At 45.7% G+C, this 14,179-nt stretch carries 15 protein-coding genes and 2 pseudogenes; 3 read left to right on the top strand and 14 right to left on the bottom strand.

The genetic code is table 11. The features are described 5' to 3' along the window. Nucleotides 1–7 precede the first annotated feature (7 nt). The 7 genes and pseudogenes from DXE37_RS14160 to def all read right to left on the bottom strand — a co-directional run bounded on the left by DXE37_RS14160 (nt 8) and on the right by def (nt 3,636). Nucleotides 8–454, bottom strand: a pseudogene (locus DXE37_RS14160) (hypothetical protein). 54 nt (nt 455–508) lie between these two features. Beyond that, on the bottom strand, nt 509–841 hold the full coding sequence (locus DXE37_RS11865) for a 16S rRNA (cytosine(967)-C(5))-methyltransferase (protein ID WP_231970832.1): 333 nt from the start codon (nt 839–841) through the stop codon (nt 509–511). A 5-nt stretch (nt 842–846) separates the two neighbouring features. Then, complete coding sequence (locus DXE37_RS11860) at nt 847–1,005, bottom strand: hypothetical protein (protein WP_231970831.1); 159 nt, start codon at nt 1,003–1,005, stop codon at nt 847–849. Nucleotides 1,006–1,041: 36 nt separating this feature from the next. Further along, nucleotides 1,042–1,242, bottom strand: coding sequence for a hypothetical protein (locus tag DXE37_RS11855; protein ID WP_231970830.1), 201 nt, complete (start codon nt 1,240–1,242; stop codon nt 1,042–1,044). A 4-nt stretch (nt 1,243–1,246) separates the two neighbouring features. Beyond that, nucleotides 1,247–2,110, bottom strand: coding sequence for a zinc metalloprotease HtpX (htpX, locus tag DXE37_RS00280; RefSeq protein ID WP_114636175.1), 864 nt, complete (start codon nt 2,108–2,110; stop codon nt 1,247–1,249). Between the two features lie 2 nt (nt 2,111–2,112). After that, a complete protein-coding gene (gene fmt, locus DXE37_RS00275) occupies nt 2,113–3,111 on the bottom strand; it encodes a methionyl-tRNA formyltransferase (protein ID WP_114636174.1) in 999 nt (332 codons plus the stop codon). 9 nt (nt 3,112–3,120) lie between these two features. Next, entirely contained in the window at nt 3,121–3,636 is a 516-nt protein-coding gene (gene def, locus DXE37_RS00270; RefSeq protein WP_114636173.1) for a peptide deformylase, read from the bottom strand. 71 nt (nt 3,637–3,707) lie between these two features. On the opposite strand from def, the gene DXE37_RS14155 reads away from it, so the two are divergent. The 3 genes from DXE37_RS14155 to DXE37_RS00260 all read left to right on the top strand — a co-directional run bounded on the left by DXE37_RS14155 (nt 3,708) and on the right by DXE37_RS00260 (nt 7,273). Further along, nucleotides 3,708–3,971: a DNA-processing protein DprA gene (locus tag DXE37_RS14155; RefSeq protein ID WP_197713022.1), complete on the top strand. Its 264-nt coding sequence runs from the start codon at nt 3,708–3,710 to the stop codon at nt 3,969–3,971. Between the two features lie 22 nt (nt 3,972–3,993). Next, nucleotides 3,994–4,287 carry a DNA-processing protein DprA gene (locus DXE37_RS14150; protein ID WP_197713206.1) on the top strand — a complete coding sequence of 98 codons (294 nt, stop codon included), beginning with the start codon at nt 3,994–3,996 and terminating at the stop codon, nt 4,285–4,287. Nucleotides 4,288–4,603: 316 nt separating this feature from the next. Next, on the top strand, nt 4,604–7,273 hold the full coding sequence (locus DXE37_RS00260) for a DNA topoisomerase III (protein WP_114636172.1): 2,670 nt from the start codon (nt 4,604–4,606) through the stop codon (nt 7,271–7,273). Nucleotides 7,274–7,332: 59 nt separating this feature from the next. On the opposite strand, the pseudogene DXE37_RS00255 reads toward DXE37_RS00260, so the two are convergent. The 7 genes and pseudogenes from DXE37_RS00255 to rpmH form a co-directional block, all read right to left on the bottom strand. Then, nucleotides 7,333–8,261, bottom strand: a pseudogene (locus DXE37_RS00255) (FAD-dependent oxidoreductase); the annotation flags it as partial. 112 nt (nt 8,262–8,373) lie between these two features. Beyond that, a complete protein-coding gene (locus DXE37_RS00245; RefSeq protein ID WP_114636169.1) occupies nt 8,374–10,239 on the bottom strand; it encodes a phosphoenolpyruvate carboxykinase (GTP) in 1,866 nt (621 codons plus the stop codon). A 90-nt stretch (nt 10,240–10,329) separates the two neighbouring features. Further along, the gene (mnmE, locus tag DXE37_RS00240; RefSeq protein WP_162786266.1) at nt 10,330–11,691 is read right to left on the bottom strand and encodes a tRNA uridine-5-carboxymethylaminomethyl(34) synthesis GTPase MnmE; all 1,362 of its coding nucleotides are present in this window, start codon (nt 11,689–11,691) and stop codon (nt 10,330–10,332) included. A gap of 43 nt (nt 11,692–11,734) precedes the next feature. After that, nucleotides 11,735–13,408 carry a membrane protein insertase YidC gene (yidC, locus tag DXE37_RS00235; RefSeq protein ID WP_114636167.1) on the bottom strand — a complete coding sequence of 558 codons (1,674 nt, stop codon included), beginning with the start codon at nt 13,406–13,408 and terminating at the stop codon, nt 11,735–11,737. 18 nt (nt 13,409–13,426) lie between these two features. Beyond that, nucleotides 13,427–13,639 (bottom strand): membrane protein insertion efficiency factor YidD, encoded by a 213-nt coding sequence (gene yidD / locus DXE37_RS00230; protein WP_269460340.1) that lies wholly within the window; start codon nt 13,637–13,639, stop codon nt 13,427–13,429. Nucleotides 13,640–13,658: 19 nt separating this feature from the next. After that, entirely contained in the window at nt 13,659–13,976 is a 318-nt protein-coding gene (locus tag DXE37_RS00225; RefSeq protein WP_114636165.1) for a ribonuclease P protein component, read from the bottom strand. Nucleotides 13,977–13,983: 7 nt separating this feature from the next. Further along, a complete protein-coding gene (rpmH, locus tag DXE37_RS00220) occupies nt 13,984–14,118 on the bottom strand; it encodes a 50S ribosomal protein L34 (RefSeq protein WP_114636164.1) in 135 nt (44 codons plus the stop codon). Nucleotides 14,119–14,179 lie beyond the last annotated feature (61 nt).

The following is a 14,179-nucleotide window of genomic DNA, read 5'->3' as shown; positions in this document are numbered from 1 at the left end:
CGCCTAATCATAACGCATTGGAGTGCTGCTGAGCAAACCAAATTGCCTGCTCATCACCTTCCTCCGGAAATATGGGGCAGGTTAAAAGCGTCCCTTTGGGCTTAAGCATCTTCCATGCTTGATTCAAAATAGCGCGCTGTCTTTCTTGGAGAGCCCTCACGTCGGATTTGCGCCTTAGGAAAGGAATATCTGGGTGTCGGGCTACTATTCCGGAGGCAGAGCAAGGGGCGTCTAGAAGAATCTTATCAAACCGAACACCATCCCCACCATGCCGCCTTTGAAGCATCGCCACGTAGCACTTGTATTCGACCAGAATGCAAACGAAGACGGTCTAAATTACCGCTTATTTTTCCGATTCGATCGCCATCTAGCTCTAGGGAGCTCGCATTGAACAATCTGCCAGCTCCAATACATGTGCTGTTTTGCCTCCTGGGGCAGCGCAAGCATCTAGCACTAACTCGCCAGCCTGAGAGTTTAATAAGACTGCTGCGAGCTGTGCTCCAGCATCTTACACAGAAACGGCGCCAGTATAAAATCCGGGCAGATCAGATACGGGTACAGCCTCTGGCAATAAGAATGCGCATGACAACGAGACTCCAGCTAACTCATCTATTGGTTCTGATGAAATGCCTGCGTCAGACAATAAAGATTGGTATTGCTCACGTGTATATTGCCTTTGATTTACGCGCAGAATTAATGGTGCGCGCTTGACCTGATGAAATAAGATCAATTGCCACCGCTTTGAGTAGTTGCGCTTTAAATTTGCACGCCACCAAGCGGGTACATACATAGGAATAGGATCTGGTGGATATGTCTTTTCATCCGCAGGCGGTTGTAACAAAAGACTCACCTTGCGTAGGACTGCATTAACCAGCCCCCTTTGGCGTACACCGTTTTATCGTACTCGCCACACGCCTTAACGGCCTGATCAACAATGGTATGTGCTGGATAACCTTTGCCGTCTACGCCATCCTGCAGAAATAGTGATATCGCAACACTGAGCAAATGATCAACCTCTGGTGGAGGTGTCTTTGGAATAAATTACTTGATTAGCCCATGGGATCGAATCCATTTACGTAATGCATCAAAGCTCAAGCTCTGAACTATAGGATGCTCATGAGCTTCTAGTTGATCCAAGACTTCTGTAAGTGGGCGGCCGCTCATTACCTCGCCAATCGCTTGAGCAGCAACGGTGATTGCTTCAGAAAGCGGGAGACTGCGTGGTGTTTTTTGATCAGTCAAATTATTACGCTCCGGGATATACCCCGTTTTTAGCCATACTCATTAAACGTTCTACTCGATCTTCAGTAGGTGGATGGGTTGAAAAAAGCTGCGCAAGGCCGCCCGAACTTAAGGGGTTGAGAATCATCATCTGCGCAGTTTCAGGATGCTGTTGAACGGCATAAAAAGGAACGCCTTGAGCATAGTGATGAATTTTTTCCAATGCCTGTGCAAGCGCTTCAGGGTCGGAGCTAATTTCCGCACCACCACGATCGGCTTCGTACTCTCGGGCTCGCGAAATACTCATTTGAATCAAGCTCGCAGCTATCGGGGCCAATATTGCGACCATGAGACTTGCTATAGGGTTATTGGGCCTACCTTCAGAATCGCGCCCACCAAAAAACATGGCGAAATTAGCTAATGCAGAAATCGCCCCAGCCATTGTGGCGGCAACAGTGGAAATCAAAATATCTCGATGACGGACATGTGCGAGTTCATGCGCCGTAACACCTCGCAACTCACGATTAGAGAGAATTTTTAAGATTCCAGTCGTTGCTGCAACCGAAGCGTTATCTGGATTACGACCGGTTGCAAATGCATTTGGGGCATCTTCATCGATCAAAAAAACTTTAGGCATCGGCAAGCCTGCTTTTTCAGAAAGCTCTTTTACTAAACTATAAAACTGGGGCGCAGATCTTTCATCCACCTGTTGCGCATTAGTCATCTTCAAGACCATCGTGTCTGAAAACCAATAACTAAAAAAATTCATTCCTATGGCCATCAATAAAGCCATCCACATGCCTTGCTCGCCACCCAGCATTCCACCTACCACAATAAAAAGCGCGGTAATTGCCGCCATCAAAACAGCAGTCTTTGCAAAATTAAACATTTCTACTCCTTTGACTGAAAACGCAACAATTTTTTATCAGGCCTTATTGACTGCAAGCATGCCCTGGCATCAATTTTTTTTCCGCCAGGCTTTTGCATTTCCAAAACCTCAATTACCCCATGTCCACACTGAATATATACGCCATGTTTACTAAACCCTAGCACCTCCCCTATTTCACCTGCCAAATTGAAATCGGCAATATTCACCAGTCTAGCGTTCCAAAACTTGATGGAAAGTCCATTGAGATTGCTAGATGCCCCAGGAAACGGATTAAATGCCCGAATACGTTGATCAATTTTTTTGGCGCTTAAGGTCCAATTAATCTCTGCTTCATTTTTTAATATTTTTTCAGCATAAGCAATGCCATCTGTGGCTTGTTGGAGAGGAGTTAGTTTTTTGCCCTGCTGCAAAGAATCTAAAACTTGAACAATCGAGTTAGCGCCGAGTTGCGCCAATCGATCATGCAAACTTGCACTAGTTTCATCAAAAACGATTTCAAGATCAGAAGTTAAAACGGTATCACCCGTATCTAGCCCTGCATCCATTTGCATAATGCAGACGCCCGTTCTTAAGTCGCCAGCTTCAATTGCGCGTTGGATAGGAGCGGCTCCGCGCCAACGGGGAAGTAGTGAAGCATGAATATTGAAGCTGCCGTATCTTCCTGACCTCTCACAAATATCTAAAACCTCTTGTGGCAAGATCGAGCCGTAAGCAACCACGACCATTGCATCAAACTCTAGCGCTGCAAGATGCGCATATGCTGCTTGTGCCTGGGCCTTTTTATTTGGATCGGTGCCGCTTTGTCTTAATGTCTCCGGCTGCAATACTGGAATGTTTTTCTGCAAAGCGAATTCTTTCACGGGGCTTGCTTGCAAGTGCATGCCTCTGCCAGCACGGCGATCTGGCTGGGTTAGCGCTAAAACAATTTCATGACCAGCAGCATCAATAGCGCGCATTGCTTGCGCAGCAAACTCAGGAGTTCCAGCAAATACAATTTTCATTGGGGCGCTTTAGCGCTGACCTATCAATTCTTTAGCACGCTTTTTCATTTTCTGTGAGATACGAGTTCTCTTGAGTATTGATAAATACTCTACAAATACTTTACCCTGTAAATGATCTAACTCGTGTTGCAAGCAAACCGCTAATAAACCGTCAGCCTCGATTTCGAATTCTTTGCCGTGAATATCTAAAGCCTTGACTTTAATTTCTGCGGACCTCTCAACTTCGTCGTAATACTCGGGAACAGACAAACAACCTTCCCGCCAAGATTTTTTCTCGGCACTTGCCCAAACAATTTCTGGATTAATAAAAACCATCAATTCATTTTGATCATCTGATGCATCAATCACTACGATGCGCTCATGAATATCCACCTGCGTTGCAGCCAATCCAACGCCTGGGGCGTCATACATCGTGTCAGCCATATCGGCAACTATTTTCCTTATGCGCGAGTCTACCTGTGCCACAGGTTTAGCAACCTTGAACAAGCGAGGATCTGGATAACAAAGGACGTTTAACAAAGCCATATAGGAATTATCTAACAGAGCAATCAGTCTGTCCTGATTGTCCTCATTTCCCCAAAGAACAAAATAGGTTTATGCCCACTTCTCTAGCACCAAAAAGCCCCATCCATATAAGCCGTGAAAGCGCCCACTATCCAAGTCGACTGCGCGATTTGTATGACCTTCCCAACTCACTTTATATATACAAGGAGAATTTAGGCTTACTGAAAATTCCCATGATTGCCGTTGTAGGCTCTAGAAATGCCAGTCCAGAGGGATTAAAAAATGCGCGTCTATTTGCTCGGGCACTCTCAAAAGCAGGTGCTCTGATCATTTCAGGACTGGCAAAAGGGGGTTGATAGCGCGGCACATCTTGCGGCAATAGAGCTTGGCCCCAATCACTTTATTGCTGCAATCCTAGGTATGGGAACTGACATCGTTTACCCCAAGCAAAATTTTGGTCTTTCTCAAGCCATTTCTAGACAGGGTTTATTAATCTCTGAATTTCCCTTGGGTGTTGGTCCCCAGCCCTGGCATTTTCCTAGGCGAAATCGCATCATAGCGGCGCTTTCACTTGGGGTGGTGGTAGAGGCAGCGGAAAAATCTGGCTCCCTCATTACAGCACGCCTAGCCGCAGACCTCGAAAGGGACGTTTTCGCGCTACCGGACCAATAAATAGTCCAAATTCAACGGAATGTCACCGACTTATCCAACAAGGGGCCAAACTAGCCTTTACCCCAGAGGATGTGCTCGAAGAGCTGCATTTTTAACAAAAACCCCATTTAAATAGCTTAAAAGTGGGTTTTTAGTAACAAAACTGGGGTTAGGCCATAACAAAAAAGCCCAAAAACAGGGGATTTTGGATTTTTCTTAATTTATCGGTTAATAATGAAAAAGGGGTATTCATGGGATCAAGCGCTATTTTGGTTTAAATTAATCATCCCTTTTACCCCTTAAAACATCATTTCTAGCTCAAATTTAGGCAAAACGCGTGGCAACCAAAGCAACTACTAAGAAAAGCAGCCCAAAGACTATCGCCGGGGATCACCCCAAGGCGCTCATCATTGCCGAAAAACCTTCGGTTGCCAATGACATTGCTAAAACATTGGGCGGTTTTACAAAATACGAAGATTATTTTGAGAGCGATGAATTTCTTATCTCATCTGCGGTAGGTCATTTATTAGAAATCGCTGCCCCTGAAGAATTCGATGTGAAGCGTGGCAAATGGTCTTTTGCCAACTTACCCGTAGTCCCTCCCTATTTCGATTTACGTCCAATAGCTAAGACCGAGTCACGCCTTAAGGTTTTGCAAAAACTGATTAAACGCAAAGATGTTACTGCGCTTATTAACGCGTGTGACGCAGGACGTGAAGGAGAGTTGATTTTTCGCTTAATTGCGCAACATGCAAAAGCGTCCCAATCAATCAAACGCCTATGGCTGCAATCCATGACGCCGGCAGCCATACGTGATGGCTTTCAACATCTTCGTACCGATGAGGACATGAAGCCACTTGCTGATGCAGCTCGCTGTCGCTCTGAGGCTGACTGGTTAGTTGGCATTAACGGCACACGGGCAATGACCGCCTTTAATAGCAAAAGCGGCGGTTTCTTCTTGACAACCGTAGGTCGAGTACAGACCCCAACACTTTCTATCGTGGTAGAACGTGAAGAGCTCATCCGCAAGTTTGTTTCTAAGGATTACTGGGAAGTCAAAGCGGAATTCATTGCTGCGGCTGGTATTTACGAAGGCCGTTGGTTTGACCCTAAATTTAAAAAAGATGTTGCTGAACCAGATGCACGTGAAAACCGCTTATGGAGTGAGGCTGCGGCCCAACGCATTGTGGCGGCGTGTCGTGGCAAGAAAGCCGGCGTTACCGAAGAAGCAAAGCCCGCTACCCAGCTAGCTCCACAGTTATTTGACTTAACGAGCTTGCAACGTGAAGCAAATGCTCGCTTTAGTTTTTCTGCCAAAAATACACTCGATCTTGCACAGGCATTATATGAGCGGCACAAAGTTTTAACCTACCCTCGTACTGATGCGAAAGCCCTTCCTGAGGACTACCTCGATACCGTTAAGCAAACCATGGAAAATCTTGCGGAGCATTCACAAGATTACCGAAACTTTGCTAAGCAAATTTTGCAAGGTGACCCAAAAACAAAGGCGGGTTATGGCTGGATTAAGCCAAATAAGCGAATTTTTGATAATTCAAAAATTTCAGATCACTTTGCAATCATCCCAACACTTGAGACACCAAAAAATTTAAGTGGGCCAGAAGCAAAACTCTACGATTTAGTTGTGCGGCGTTTTTTAGCGGTGTTTTATCCTGCTGCAGAGTTCCGCGTCACCACACGAATTACCGAAGCATCTGGACATCACTTCAAAACCGAGGGGCGCGTCCTCGTCAACCCAGGCTGGCTAACGGTTTACGGCAAATCCAACCAAGCAGATGACGAGCTAGTACCGGTACAGGATGGCGAAACAGTCCAAACCGAATCTATTGCGGTAGTGCCATTGAAAACAAAACCTCCGGCTCGTTATACAGAAGCAACCCTGCTCTCTACAATGGAGAGCGCTGGCAAATGGGTTGATGATGACGAGATGCGTGAAGCAATGGCTGAAAAGGGCTTGGGCACCCCCGCAACACGTGCGGCCATTATTGAGGGATTGCTTGCCGAGAAATATATTGTGCGTGAAGCGCGCGAACTCATTCCAGCAGCCAAAGCCTTTCAATTGATGACCTTATTGCGCGGATTGGATGTTGAAGAATTAACTCGGCCTGATTTAACTGGTAGCTGGGAAAATAAATTGTCTCTCATTGAGCAAGGCAAGATGAATCGCGATACCTTCATGCAAGAGATCGCGCAAATGACTCAACGCATTGTGAAGCGCGCTAAAGAGTACGACAGCGATACTATTCCTGGCGACTATGCCACTATGACCACGCCGTGCCCGCACTGTAAGAGTCCAGTAAAAGAAAACTACCATCGTTTTGCTTGCGAAAAGTGTGGCTTTACTATCAGCAAAACACCGGGTGGTCGTGCTTTTGAATATCCCGAAGTGGAAGAGCTATTGCGCGAAAAAACTATCGGACCACTGCAAGGATTCCGCAGCAAAATGGGTCGGCCGTTTGCAGCCATCATTAAGTTAAGCGAAATTCCAGAAGATGATAAAGATTACCCAAATGCAGGTTTTAAGTTGGAGTTTGATTTTGACAACGCCCAGGATGATGAAACTGAAGCCGTAGATTTCACGGGTCGTCAAGCCTTGGGCGCCTGCCCTAAATGCTCTGGGGCGGTCTATGAAGATGGCATGCGCTATGTTTGCGAAAACAATACTGGGCCTAGCAAATCTTGTGACTTCAAGACTGGGAAAGTAGTCTTACAACAAGAAGTATCGGCGGAGCAGGTGCAAAAATTACTCAAGGAAGGCAAGACTGACCTTCTTACCAACTTTAAGTCCAATAGGACTGGGCGTGGCTTTAAAGCCTATTTAGCCTTAGATGCTTCTGGCAAAATTGGCTTTGAATTTGAAGCGAAAGCGCCTAAAGCCAAGGGTGCCGCTAAGGCTCCTGCAAAGAAACGGGCTGGCGCAAGTGCAGCAACTAAATCTGCCGCAAAACCAAAGCGCGCAAGTAAAGCAAAGTCATCCTCTAGCAGCTGAGCAGTAATTAACTTAGTTGCTAGAGCGGACCACAAGATTCCTCTTGACCCGAGGGCGGTAGCCAAAAATATTCCTGGGCGTTGAGAGAGGGCGCCAATGATAGGCAGACGATCTCCTGCAACACAGCGAATACTAACAAATTCGCTAGCCCTCATAAGGGAACGAAGGTCGCCATCTTCAAAATCTACCAAGCGCCGAGCCTGCTCTCGGTTGAAGTCATCGCTTACCTCTCTTGCAGTAAGATCATCCTCACCCTCATCAAAACTGGATCCCACAATCCACTGGTAACTTCCATCCTGCAAAGGTATCGCCGGCAAGCAATATCCATCACCAAAAATACCAACTCTAGGAAGTTTTTTAACCCAAGGATCATTTTTTGAAATCGAGAAAATACTGAGTTGCCCGCGCACGGGCTTTAAGGGCAAGCGTATATCAATCAAATTCAGCAAAGCTTTCGTCTCTGTGGCGCAGGCTATAACTACCTTATCAGCAGAAACGATTAATTGATTTAAGTCGTCAAATAAGCGCCACGTATCACTAGACTTTTCTAAGCGTGCGACCCTGTTATTCCAAATGCAGGTTAGTCGTTCGTGGCTCTGTAATAACTGTCTACTTGCTTCATATAAATTTAGGCAAGCGCCGCGCGGTAGCCAAACGCCATTTTGTCCAATGCCACAAATTTTTTGAGCCTCTTGGGCATCCATAGCAATCGCTATATCTCTATCAAGATTCAAAAATTGAAGATGTTCTATTGTTTGTGCAAGATCAAATGCCTTGTCTTTTTTAGTCGACCGAAATATCCCGTGTTGTCGCCAAACATTTTCCAGCGATCTTCCGCCAGCAAAAATGCAATGCGTGTTAAACGCAATAAGCGAGGTGAGCCTTTACCAATATGGGGATGGGCAGTAGCATAAGCATGGCTAGAGCATGCGGTGGCGGGGGAGGGGGCAGCATCGACAATACAGACTGATTTGCCGCGGTTGAGCAACTCATTTGCAATGGTTGCCCCACAAATGCCCGCCCCAACACCACGATTTCATGGTGTTGGGGTTTGGCCATTAATGAATATTGCTTGGGTAAATATTACTACTTAATGCACATTAAGCATTGAGACGTTTCTCAATTTTTGCGCGCATTTCTAGCAACTCTTTTGGCAGACGCTCGCCGAGGCGCTCAAATAACTCGGTATGTAGTTTGAGTTCGTTTTTCCAGTCGTCAACTTTGGCAGTAATTACTTTGTCAAATTTTTCAACTGAGAAATCTAGGCCCTGCCAATTCAAATCAGCGTGCTCTGGTGAGATACCAAACACAGTCTCAACACCATTTGCAGTGCCTTCAGCACGACCCAAGATCCAAGAAAGAACACGCATGTTTTCGCCATAACCAGGCCAAACAAATTTGCCATCATCGCCCTTGCGGAACCAGTTTACGCAATAGATCTTTGGCAATACCGCGCCTTCGGCCTCAAGTTTTTTACCGATATTGAGCCAGTGTTGGAAGTAGTCGTTCATGTTGTAGCCGGCAAAGGCGATCATTGCAAATGGATCGCGACGCACAACACCAACCTGACCAGTAATGGCGGCTGTGGTCTCTGACCCCATAGTTGCCGCCATATAAACGCCTTCTACCCAGTCACGAGCCTCGCTTACCAAAGGAACTGTTGTTGAACGACGGCCGCCAAACAAGAACGCATCAATAGGAACTCCTTCTGGATCATCCCACTTAGGGTCTACCGCAGGATTATTTGTAGCAGCCATAGTGAATCGTGAATTTGGGTGCGCAGCCTTACGACCTGCTGCCCCATCGGCCGGAGTCCAATCTTTCCCTTGCCAGTCAATTAAATGTGCTGGTGGTGTGTCTGTTAAACCTTCCCACCAAACATCGCCATCATCGGTTAAGCCTACGTTTGTAAAAATCACATCTTCATTTAAAGAGTCGATGCAATTCGGGTTGGTTAAACGATTTGTTCCTGGGGCAACGCCAAAGTAGCCAGACTCAGGATTGATCGCGAACAAACGAGCCTTACCAGTAACAGGATCCTTGCGCGGTTTAATCCAGGCAATGTCATCACCAATCGTTGTCACTTTCCAGCCATCAAATCCCTTTGGAGGAATCATCATTGAGAAATTGGTTTTTCCGCAAGCGGATGGGAATGCTGCAGCTACGTGATATTTTTTTCCTTCGGGCGAAGTAACGCCCAAGATCAACATGTGCTCTGCAAGCCAGCCTTGCTCACGCCCCATGTTGGATGCAATACGTAATGCAAAGCATTTTTTACCCAACAATGCATTGCCACCGTAACCAGAACCAAACGACCAAATTTCACGAGTCTCAGGATAATGAACGATATATTTCGTTTTGTTGTTAGGCCAAGCCTTATCCTTCTCGCCTGGGCTCAAAGGCTTGCCAACCGTGTGAACACACGGGACAAACTCACCATCAGCGCCCAATTGATCAATTACAGCTTTACCCATTCGGGTCATCAAACGCATGTTGATAGCAACATAAGGACTGTCAGACAACTCAACACCAATGTGCGCAATTGGAGATCCAATTGGGCCCATAGAAAATGGCACAACATACATGGTTCTGCCACGCATCGAGCCATCAAACAATGGCTGAAGGGTGCTGCGCATTTCGGCCGGATTTACCCAGTTATTTGTTGGACCAGCATCCTCTTGTTTTGCTGAGCAAATAAAGGTGCGGTCTTCAACACGTGCAACGTCATCTGGATCAGATAAAGCCAAGAATGAATTTTTGCGCTTAGCTGGATTAAGGCGCTTGAAAACTCCAGCCTTTACCAACAATTCGCACAGTTCGTCATATTCTGCTTGTGAGCCATCACACCATCGAATGGCGTCCGACTTTGTAAGGGCGGCAACCTCGCCAACCCACTCAATCAAGCGCTTGTTTTTTACATAAGCTGGCGCATTTACATTGATCTGGCCGCTAGTAGTTGAAGTCATATGTTTCCCTATGAAAATTGAATTTTTTAACCTAACAATTTTATCATTTTGGATAAATTTTTACCCCTACCATCACACAGCACAAACCCTTTATTTACCAATGCAAAATTGGCTGAAGATTTTGCCCAAAAGGTCGTCCGGCAAGAGTTTTCCAGTGATTTCTCCTAAGTGTTTTTGCGCTAAAGATAGCTCTTCTGCGAATAACTCCAGAGAATTGTTCCCATTTGCGGCGAATTGTTCTGATTTCTCAATATGAACCGCTGCTCGCTCAATACAGTCTAAATGCCTTCTGCGAGCTAAAAATGCACCCTCTTGGTGGCTGTCCCAGCCAGCAACCTCTAGGATCTTTTGTTTTAAGTCATTAATTCCTGCCCCTGTTTTAGCGGAAATTAGCAAAACGTCGCTGGGGGCGGTCTTAAACGATCCCTGCAACAAATCCGCCCTATTAATTACTTCAAGAACAGCACATTTAGGGGGCAGTTCTTTCAAAATCTGGGTTTTTAGATCATCTTCCTCGGAAGCAGCTTGGGGATCCGTTAAAAAAATCACCAAATCTGCCAAGCGAATGGCCTCCCAAGACCTCTCAATGCCTTTCGCCTCAACCAAATCGGATGTCTCTCGCAGTCCAGCGGTATCAATGATGTGCATGGGAACGCCTTCGATAGTGATACTTTCCTTCACTCGGTCTCGAGTTGTTCCTGCAATTGGGGTAACAATAGCTACCTCTTCTCCGGCCAAGCGATTAAGCAAAGAGCTTTTTCCGACATTGGGTGCACCGGCCAATACCAACTGAATCCCATCCCGCAATATCTTTCCTTGCTTAGTGCCGGCTAGCAGAATTTTGAGTTTTTCATTTACAGCAGCCAGACGTTGTCTTGCTTGGGTGTTTTCAAGAAATTCGATCTCTTCTTCAGGAAAATCCAACGTTGATTCAACCAAAATTCTCAGTTGGGTGATTTCCTCAATCAGGTTATTAATGTCATCGGAAAAAGCACCTTGCAAGGAGCGCGTTGCACCGAGTACGGCGGCCTCGCTTTGCGCATCAATCAAATCAGCAATGGCTTCTGCTTGAGCTAAATCGATCTTATTGTTTAAATAGGCTCGCAAAGTAAATTCGCCTGGCTCAGCAATAACAAGGCCCTCTTCTTTGCCTAATTCAAGACAGCGCCTCATTACCAACTCGAGAAGTTGTGGGCCGCCATGACATTGAAGTTCTAATACATCTTCTCCAGTAAAGGATGCGGGTCCAGCAAAATAAATTGCAATCAACTGATCGATAGCATGACCGTGTTGGTCATACAGTGTTAGTAGATTTGCCTGCCTTGGTGAAAGATTTTTCTGGAATAAGGCCCTCGAAAGCGACTTTAAGTTTTGTCCGCTGATGCGAATAACCCCAACGCCAGCTTTTCCTGGCGCTGTCGCGACAGCAATGATGGGCAATTTTCTAGTCATCATTGCTGTCTATTTATTACAAGCTTTTTATGCCGCGATCAAACTACTTGGCGGGCTTTTTTCCAAACGTTTGGTTGATCTGCCGTTGTTGGGCAATCGACAGAAGGTTGTTAACAACCCAATACAGAACCAAACCGGCTGGGAAGAAGAAAAACATTACCGAGAAAACAATCGGCATATACATCATTACTTTTGCCCGAATAGGGTCTGGTGGTGTTGGATTTAGCTTGGTCTGCACAAACATCGTCACAGCCATAATGACTGGCAAGATGTAGTAAGGATCCGGAACTGAAAGGTCATGAATCCACAAAACCCATGGTGCGCCACGCATCTCAACGGAAGACAGTAGAACCCAATATAAAGAAATGAATACAGGTATCTGGATTACCACTGGCAAACAACCGCCCAATGGGTTGATCTTCTCCTTGTGATACATCTCCATCATGGCCTGATTTAGTTTTTGTGGCTCACCCTTGTACTGCTCTCTCATCGCCGTCAAACGAGGCTGAACCTCTTTCATTCGAGCCATAGACTTATAGCTTGCAGCCGATAAAGGGAAAAACACCAACTTAATCAAAATTGTCAGCAAAATAATTGACCAGCCCCAGTTACCGACATAGCCGTGAATTTTTTCTAATAGCCAGAAAATAGGTTTGGCAATGATAGTGAGGTAACCGTAGTCTTTGAGCAACTCAAAACCAGGAGCAATCGTTTCTAAAGCTTTTTCTTCCTGAGGCCCCACAAATAATTTAGCTTTTTCTACAACAGTAGCGCCAGATGCAACCACTCCAAGCGGAGTTTGCATACCGATCCGATACAGGTTGTTATCGATTCTGCCAGCATAAATATCACGCGCAACTTTGTCGCCTGGAATCCACGCGCTAGCAAAATAGTGCTGCACCATCGCAATCCATGCGGACTCGCCAGCAGCAACCTGGGTTGGAATGGTAATTTTGTTTTTGTCTACAGCTGTGAATTCGAGCTTGTTGAATTTTTCTTTATCTGTATATGCCGCAGGCCCAGTGAAGGTGCTTGCCGAAAAGGCGCCATCAAACGGTCCAATTTTTTGCTCTTGGCTAGCATCGCGAACGATTTCTGTATAAAGAACCAAAGGATTTGGATTGCTGGTGGTTTGTGTCACCCGATGATCCACATCCACAACATAACTACCAGGATTTAGGATGAAAGTTTTTTCCAGCTTTACTCCATTGCGCTCACTAACAAACACAGCGAATGGTCGACCAGATCCGTCTTTGCTCGTTTGAGTTAATTTAAAGGCGCTAGTGTGATTTGGAAGATCGTTGTTGTTTAAAGAGATCAAACCAGATCGTGCAAAGTATTTATGTGTTGGCGTGTACTGAAAGAGTTCCACCGGCGTGTTTTCTGCGGTGAGTGATTTCAGTAATTTCGCATCAATAACATTGGCACCGCTCGCACTAATTTCTAAGGCCAAAACATCATTTTGTAGTGTGAACTTTTCAGCACTTTCTATGGCGGCAGGATTTACCGCTGGCGTTGTAGCAACAACAGGTGAACCAGATGTTTGGGAAGGTACATTGCCCTTGCTTGCTGGGGCCGTCTTATCTGCCGCTACCGAGGTGGGCGCTGGTGCACCACCAAACATAGACGGCTTTCCTTCATGAACCTGCCAATTGTTGTAGAGCATGAGACCCGACATCGAAAATACTGCCAAAAGAATTGTTTTTTTAAAGTCCATTTACATTCACTTAGTTTGTTATTGCGTTTCTTTTACAGCAGGATCATGTCCGCCAGATGACCACGGGTTGCAGCGCAAAATACGCCAAACCGTAAGCCTGAGGCTTTTAAAAAATCCATAGTGACTAAAGCAGTCACAAGCATATTGCGAACAACTGGGCATATATTTACAGTGCATCCCAAAATATGGACTCAAAGCTAGTTGATAAATTTTTACCAACTTAATCGCCACACGATTTAAAACGTGCACCCTAAATTAACCCTGAAATTTGAGAACGCAGAATTTCTTTTTCTTTTTTTCTGAGTCTGCCTCGAGTTTCGCGTCCAATTGGTTTTTTGAGCTTGACTACAACATCCTGATTTAATGTCTTAGCTTGAGCCGCCCAAACCAGTTCGCGAATCATCCGCTTCAAGCAATTTCGATCAACCGCTCTTTTGGCCAACTTCTTTGCTACAGCAACCCCCAAGTCAGACATAACGCCCTCTTGGGTGGATGCAGCATATACACCCCAATAAAAACTTGTCTTAGGGCGAGTCTTTAATAATTCAGAAATTCTTGCGCTATTCAACGGCTAATTAAACAGCCAAACGCTTACGACCTTTTGCACGACGAGCATTTAATACAGCACGTCCACTTTTAGTTTTCATGCGAATGCGGAAGCCGTGTGTACGCTTACGACGGACTACTGAGGGTTGGTAAGTTCTTTTCATGATAGCTCCCTGGAAAACCAAGTATTTTCCTTGTTGCAGGGCAAAAGGTCAATCTATCTCT

This window comes from Polynucleobacter necessarius (assembly GCF_900095205.1).
Taxonomy (GTDB): Bacteria; Pseudomonadota; Gammaproteobacteria; order Burkholderiales; family Burkholderiaceae; genus Polynucleobacter; species Polynucleobacter necessarius_E.
The sequence above is the reverse complement of the archived record's forward strand: the minus strand, read 5'-3'. Positions and strand labels throughout refer to the sequence as shown.